The sequence below is a fragment of the uncultured Tepidimonas sp. genome (genome assembly GCF_938045175.1).
Classification (GTDB): domain Bacteria; phylum Pseudomonadota; class Gammaproteobacteria; order Burkholderiales; family Burkholderiaceae_C; genus Tepidimonas.
In genome coordinates, this window is sequence record NZ_CALIND010000138.1 from 1 (window position 1) to 4,217 (window position 4,217).

Annotated in this window: 6 protein-coding genes and 1 pseudogene; 3 read left to right on the plus strand and 4 right to left on the minus strand. The window is 68.4% G+C overall.

Features of this window, described 5'->3' with window-relative positions; genetic code table 11:
- The 3 genes and pseudogenes from Q0716_RS07300 to Q0716_RS07310 all read left to right on the plus strand — a co-directional run.
- Window positions 1–485, plus strand: a pseudogene (locus Q0716_RS07300) (hypothetical protein); the annotation flags it as partial.
- Between the two features lie 29 nt (window positions 486–514).
- Window positions 515–901 (plus strand): lactoylglutathione lyase, encoded by a 387-nt coding sequence (gene gloA, locus Q0716_RS07305; protein WP_299021455.1) that lies wholly within the window; start codon window positions 515–517, stop codon window positions 899–901.
- Window positions 898–2,043, plus strand: a complete 1,146-nt coding sequence (locus Q0716_RS07310) for a trypsin-like peptidase domain-containing protein (RefSeq protein WP_299021468.1) — start codon at window positions 898–900, stop codon at window positions 2,041–2,043. Before gloA ends, Q0716_RS07310 begins: the two co-directional genes overlap by 4 nt.
- 23 nt (window positions 2,044–2,066) lie before the next feature.
- On the opposite strand, the gene Q0716_RS07315 is transcribed toward Q0716_RS07310, so the two are convergent.
- The 4 genes from Q0716_RS07315 to Q0716_RS07330 are packed head-to-tail and all read right to left on the minus strand — an operon-like array spanning window position 2,067 to window position 4,093.
- Window positions 2,067–2,324 carry a DUF2789 domain-containing protein gene (locus Q0716_RS07315; RefSeq protein WP_299021473.1) on the minus strand — a complete coding sequence of 86 codons (258 nt, stop codon included), beginning with the start codon at window positions 2,322–2,324 and terminating at the stop codon, window positions 2,067–2,069.
- Window positions 2,325–2,336: 12 nt separating this feature from the next.
- Window positions 2,337–2,573 carry a thioredoxin family protein gene (locus Q0716_RS07320; RefSeq protein WP_299021476.1) on the minus strand — a complete coding sequence of 79 codons (237 nt, stop codon included), beginning with the start codon at window positions 2,571–2,573 and terminating at the stop codon, window positions 2,337–2,339.
- A 5-nt stretch (window positions 2,574–2,578) separates the two neighbouring features.
- Window positions 2,579–3,517, minus strand: coding sequence for an MBL fold metallo-hydrolase (locus Q0716_RS07325; RefSeq protein WP_299021479.1), 939 nt, complete (start codon window positions 3,515–3,517; stop codon window positions 2,579–2,581).
- A 39-nt stretch (window positions 3,518–3,556) separates the two neighbouring features.
- On the minus strand, window positions 3,557–4,093 hold the full coding sequence (locus Q0716_RS07330) for a permease (RefSeq protein WP_299021481.1): 537 nt from the start codon (window positions 4,091–4,093) through the stop codon (window positions 3,557–3,559).
- Between the last annotated feature and the right edge of the window lie 124 nt (window positions 4,094–4,217).

The window sequence follows — 4,217 nt, forward strand, 5'->3', positions numbered from 1 at the left end:
CGCGGCGCGAGATGCTCGAGCGCATGCGCAGCCGCAAGGCCAGCCCGGCAGCCAAGGGAGCGGCCCCCTCGCCCGACGCCGAGGACGCAACCGACGCCAATGACGACGGCGCCGAACCGGCCGCCGACGGCGAAGCGCGCACCCGTATCGACCCCGAGGCGCGGCGCAACCGCAACCGGCGCCGTCGTGCCAAGGGCAAGGGCACGGGCGCTGCCAGCGGACAACCGGGTCAGCCCCGCCCAGACGGCGCCGGCCAGGGCCCAAGCCGCGCGCCGCGCGACGGCCGCGCCGGCCAAGCGCCGCAGGGGGGCCGCAAACCCCCACAAGGCCCCGCCCCGGCACGCCAGCCCGACCCGCTGCGCACCGGCATCGACGCGCTCAACGACCGCGGGCGGCGCAACCGCAACAAAAACCGCGGCGGTGGCGGCAAGGGTGGGGGTGGCGGCATCGACCCGCTGCGCACCAGCTTTGGCCGCATCCAGTAACCCCATGCAACGCTGAGACGGATACGAACATGCGCATCCTGCACACCATGCTGCGGGTCGGCAACCTGCAGCGCTCGATCGACTTCTACACCCGGGTACTGGGCATGCAGCTGCTGCGCACGTCGGACAATCCAGAGTACAAGTACACCCTCGCATTCTTGGGCTACGACGGAGGCAACCCCGGGCAGGCCGAAATCGAGCTCACCTACAACTGGGGGGTCGAATCCTACGAAATGGGCACCGCCTATGGCCACATCGCCATCGGCGTGCCCGACGTGGCAGCGGCCTGTGAGCGCATCCGCGCCGCGGGTGGTGCCATCACCCGCGAACCCGGCCCCGTCAAAGGGGGATCGACGATCATCGCCTTCGTCACCGATCCTGACGGCTACAAGATCGAGCTGATTCAACGCCCATGATTCCCTCCCCCCAGCCCCGCCGCGGCCCGGGCTTCGTCGGCCGCTGGTTGCTCATCACGGCCAGCATTGCCGCCCTGATGGTGCTCTGGCATGCCTTGCCGCTGGTCGAGTCGTGGTGGGCGCCGCGCGACGGCGCACCGCGCACCGTCACACCCCGCGGCGATCTGGCGGCCGATGAGCGGGCCACGATCGAGCTGTTCGAGAAGTCGCGCGACTCGGTGGTCTACATCTCCACCGCGCAGCGGGTGCTGGACGTGTGGACGCGCAATGTCTTTACCGTCCCGCGCGGCACCGGCTCTGGCTTCATTTGGGACGACGCGGGCCACGTGGTGACCAACTTCCACGTCATCGAAGGAGCCTCGCAGGCCACGGTCAAACTGGCCGATGGACGCGACTATCCCGCCGCGCTCGTGGGCGCCTCACCGGCGCACGACATCGCGGTGCTGCGCATCGGCGTGGGCTTCAAGCGCCCACCGCCGGTGCCCATCGGCACCAGCCACGACCTCAAGGTAGGACAAAAGGTGTTTGCCATCGGCAATCCGTTCGGGCTGGACTGGACGTTGACCACTGGCATCGTCTCGGCGTTGGACCGCTCGCTGCCCAACGAGCGCGGCGGCCCGCCCATCGAGCACCTGATCCAGACCGACGCCGCCATCAACCCTGGCAACTCGGGCGGTCCACTGCTGGACTCGGCGGGACGCCTCATCGGCATCAACACCGCCATCTACAGCCCATCGGGCGCATCGGCCGGCATCGGCTTTGCGGTACCCGTGGACACGGTGATGCGCGTGGTGCCGCAACTCATCAAAACCGGCCGCTACGTGCGGCCCGCGCTGGGCATCGAAGCCGACGAAGCGCTCAACGAGCGCTTGAGCGCGCTTACCGGCATTGAAGGCGTGTTCGTGCTGCGGGTGACCCCGGGCTCGGCGGCCGACAAGGCCGGCCTGCGCGGCGTCACGCGCAGCGCCGAGGGCTTGGTGCCCGGTGACGTCATCGTGGCCGTGGAGGGCAAGCCGGTGACCAGTGTCGCGCAACTGCTGGCGCGTCTAGATGACTACCGCGTCGGCGATACCGTGCGCGTGACGCTGCGCCGTGGCGAAGACATCCGCGAGGTCGCCGTCACCTTGCAACCCGGGGTCTGACGCACGCGCCGCGGCCCTTGCGGCTAAGCCCCCTGCGCAGCAGCGGGTTTGGCCCGCAAGGCGGCATCGAGCTGCTCGACCAGTTCCACCCAATCGGCGTCGGCTTGCAGCGCTTCGCGCAAAAAACTGGCCTGCGCGGGCGTCCAAAACGGCGCCTCTGGCAGCGGCACGTGCATCGGCAGCGGGGCATGGGTCTGGATGAAGCGCTCGATGTCGTGGGCGCTGTTGGGCAGCCCGAGCTGGGCAAACAGCTCATGAAAACGGTGAATCGGAGGCTCCATCGGACTCCCTCATCAGGCCGCAAACCATTGCTCGATCTTGTCTCGGCTGGGGACCCCCCCAGCATGCACCACCTGCCCATCGATGACGACGCCGGGCGTGCGCATCACCCCGTGGCTGGCGATGGCCTGCATGTCTTCCACCTTCTCCAGCTGGATCGGCACACCCTTGGCTTGCGCGACCTGCTCGATCAAGGCCACCGTGGTGCGGCAATTCGCGCATCCACTGCCGAGCACTTTGACGTGTTTCATGGCGTTTACTCCTGTTCCACTTCCAGATAGGTGCGATTGACCAGCTGCGGCAGCCAGACCTCCGCGTGCTTCAGATACATGAACGGCCGGGCGTCGAAGCGCCGTACGGCCTCCCCGATGTCCACCCCCGCTTCCAACGCCTTGGCCGCGTGCGCGCGCAGGGCACGCAGCAGGTCGCGCGTATCCCGCTGCGCGGTGGCCAGATCGGTGACGCGGCCATGCCCGGGCACGATGATCGCCGGCTGCAGCGCATCGATGACGGCAAAACTCTCCAACCACGCCTTGGTGCGGCTGACCGGGTGCAGGCCGAGGATACGATCGACGTACACCACGTCGCCACTGAACAGCACACGCGTCTGCGGCAGCCACACCAGCAGATCGCCCGGGGTGTGCCCGCCGCCGCGGTGCTTGAGTTCGATCACCGTGCCGCCCAGCTCCAGCCGAGTATCCGGTTCGGTCAACCAACGCGTGGGCAGTACGGGCTCGGTACCGTCCAGGCGTTCTTTGAGCACCGGGCGCAGGGCCGCCAGATGCTCCGGGGCGCGCGCTTTCATGTCGGCCTCGGCGCTGCGGTGGGCGATGATCTCGGCGCCGCGCTCACGAAAATATCCGTTGCCCAGCCAGCGGTGGTCTTGCCCCCCCGTATTGATGACCCAGCGAATGGGCTGCGGCGTCACCGCGCGCACGGCCGCCTCGATCTTGCGCGCCACCTGGGCGGTCGGGCCGCTGTCGATGAGCACGGCCCCGACCGGCGTGACGACCAGGCCCAAGTTGGCGTTGAGGGCCTCGTTGTCGTAGGTGCGCCCTTCCAGATCGCCGATGTAGGCGTAAACGTTGGGGGCCACGGGTTCGAAGCGCACTTCCACCGCCTGCGCCGCCCCTGCTGCCCAAGCGGCCACCAGGGCCACCAGGGCCAGCCATCCGCGCCGAATCACCGATCCCATTGCCGTCTCCTGTCGCTGTACATAACCCGAAGCCAAGGGTCACAAAATCGCGTTGAGCAAATAGCCCACCGCCAGTATGCCAGCGGCCACGATGGCCACGAAGGTGGCGATGAGCCGCGGCTTGAGCACCTTGCGCAAGATGATCATCTCGGGCAGCGACAGCGCCACCACGCTCATCATGAACGCCAGTGCCGTGCCCATGGCGGCCCCCTTGGCCGTCAGCGCCTCGATCACCGGCAAAATGCCAGCGGTGTTGGCGTACATCGGCACCCCCAGCAGCACCGCCGCCGGCACCGACCACCACGCCGCGTCGCGCCCCATGAAGCTGGCCAGCCAGTCCTGCGGCACATAGCCGTGGATGCCCGCCCCCACCCCGATGCCCACCACCACGTAGGGCCAGACTTTGCCCACCACGGTGCGCACCGCCTCCAGACCAGCCGCCACCCGCTCGGCCCAGGTCAGCGACTCCAGCGCCACCTCCGCCGAGACCGAGGGCATGTCACGCACCCAGTCTTCCAAGTAGCGCTCCAGCCCCAGTGCGCCAATGATCAAGCCCGACACCACGCCCAGCAGCATACCAAACGCCAACTACACCGCCGCGATCTGCCAGCCAAACAGCGACCACAGCAACGTCAGCGCGACCGTGTCCACCCTGGGTGCCGTGACCAAAAACGAACACGTCACCCCCAGCGGCACGCGC

Bases quoted from the DNA above. Each gene is read 5' to 3' on its own strand.
- gloA (WP_299021455.1), top strand. From the start codon at position 515: ATGCGCATCCTGCACACCATGCTGCGGGTCGGCAACCTGCAGCGCTCG.
- Q0716_RS07310 (WP_299021468.1), top strand. From the start codon at position 898: ATGATTCCCTCCCCCCAGCCCCGCCGCGGCCCGGGCTTCGTCGGCCGC.
- Q0716_RS07315 (WP_299021473.1), bottom strand. From the start codon at position 2,324: ATGGAGCCTCCGATTCACCGTTTTCATGAGCTGTTTGCCCAGCTCGGG.
- Q0716_RS07320 (WP_299021476.1), bottom strand. From the start codon at position 2,573: ATGAAACACGTCAAAGTGCTCGGCAGTGGATGCGCGAATTGCCGCACC.
- Q0716_RS07325 (WP_299021479.1), bottom strand. From the start codon at position 3,517: ATGGGATCGGTGATTCGGCGCGGATGGCTGGCCCTGGTGGCCCTGGTG.
- Q0716_RS07330 (WP_299021481.1), bottom strand. From the start codon at position 4,093: ATGCTGCTGGGCGTGGTGTCGGGCTTGATCATTGGCGCACTGGGGCTG.